This is a genomic window from Nitrosospira sp. NpAV (genome assembly GCF_000832065.1).
In the GTDB taxonomy this organism is placed as follows: domain Bacteria; phylum Pseudomonadota; class Gammaproteobacteria; order Burkholderiales; family Nitrosomonadaceae; genus Nitrosospira.
This window is the reverse complement of record NZ_JXQM01000085.1, coordinates 1-437: the sequence shown is the minus strand read 5'-3', so window position 1 is coordinate 437 and position 437 is coordinate 1. Positions and strand designations below refer to the sequence as shown.

Sequence of the window (437 nt, the reverse complement as noted above, 5' to 3'; positions counted from 1 at the left end):
CGGGTAGTGTCCACTCGTTCATTTCAATGTAAGAGGTGGTGGGGAGATAGATAATGCCGCGTGTTTTTTCACTGGCATGATAGTCTCGATAGCGCTGCAACCGGATATATGGAGACGCCAGTACACCCTGAATAAATTGTTCCAGCCAGCCTCGCTCGTACACCCATTGGTAGGTTTCTGGCCAGATACCAAATTTCTCAATGTCATCGAAGTAGATTGCAGCGGGTTGATGTCCGTTTGTGGATTGGTCGATCAGCGATTCGATATAGGTAATCGCTTCCGGTGCGGGAGAAAACGGGAGCCGATAGCGCAGCGCTTCGGAAATGGGAAAAAGATCGAGGGTGCGGTAATCTTCTTCAGTCGTGAAGTAACCGTTAAGATCTGCCTTGTTTTTTCCGGCGCAGATGAAATGATAGTCATCCACGATCACATAGCGG

Annotated in this window: 1 pseudogene; it reads right to left on the bottom strand. The window is 49.0% G+C overall.

Annotated elements, in window-relative coordinates:
- Nucleotides 1-437 (bottom strand): annotated as a pseudogene (locus tag SQ11_RS15415) (glycosyl hydrolase); the annotation flags it as partial.